The organism is Mesorhizobium sp. M8A.F.Ca.ET.218.01.1.1 (assembly GCF_004791165.1).
Taxonomy (GTDB): domain Bacteria; phylum Pseudomonadota; class Alphaproteobacteria; order Rhizobiales; family Rhizobiaceae; genus Mesorhizobium.
Map to the genome: position 1 here is coordinate 1 of NZ_SRUZ01000224.1, position 281 is coordinate 281.

Below are 281 nucleotides of genomic sequence, written 5' to 3' on the forward strand. Positions count from 1 at the left end.
GCCAGCAGCGCGGCGATCATCACCTCCGCCGCCCTGCCGGCGCCGTCGTCGCATTTCAAGGCGATGCCGAGGCCGAGTTCGGGCAATGCCGCGCAATAGACGCCTTCGGCGCCGGTCTTGACGAAGATGCGGCCGGGTGCTGCCTGCATCAGCGCGACATCGGCCTTGCCGGTGCCGGCGACAAGGAACGGCTCGGCCATGCAGGCCGATAGCAGCCGCTTTGCCGCCTTGGCGCGCTCGGGCGCAAAGCCCCTGCCCGTCGCCATGCGGGCAAAGCCCTG

The 281-nt window shown here is 70.5% G+C and carries 1 protein-coding gene; it reads right to left on the bottom strand.

The features are described from left to right. Positions 1 to 281: asparaginase (locus EN861_RS35105; RefSeq protein WP_189343839.1), on the bottom strand; the 281-nt coding region annotated here is incomplete at both ends.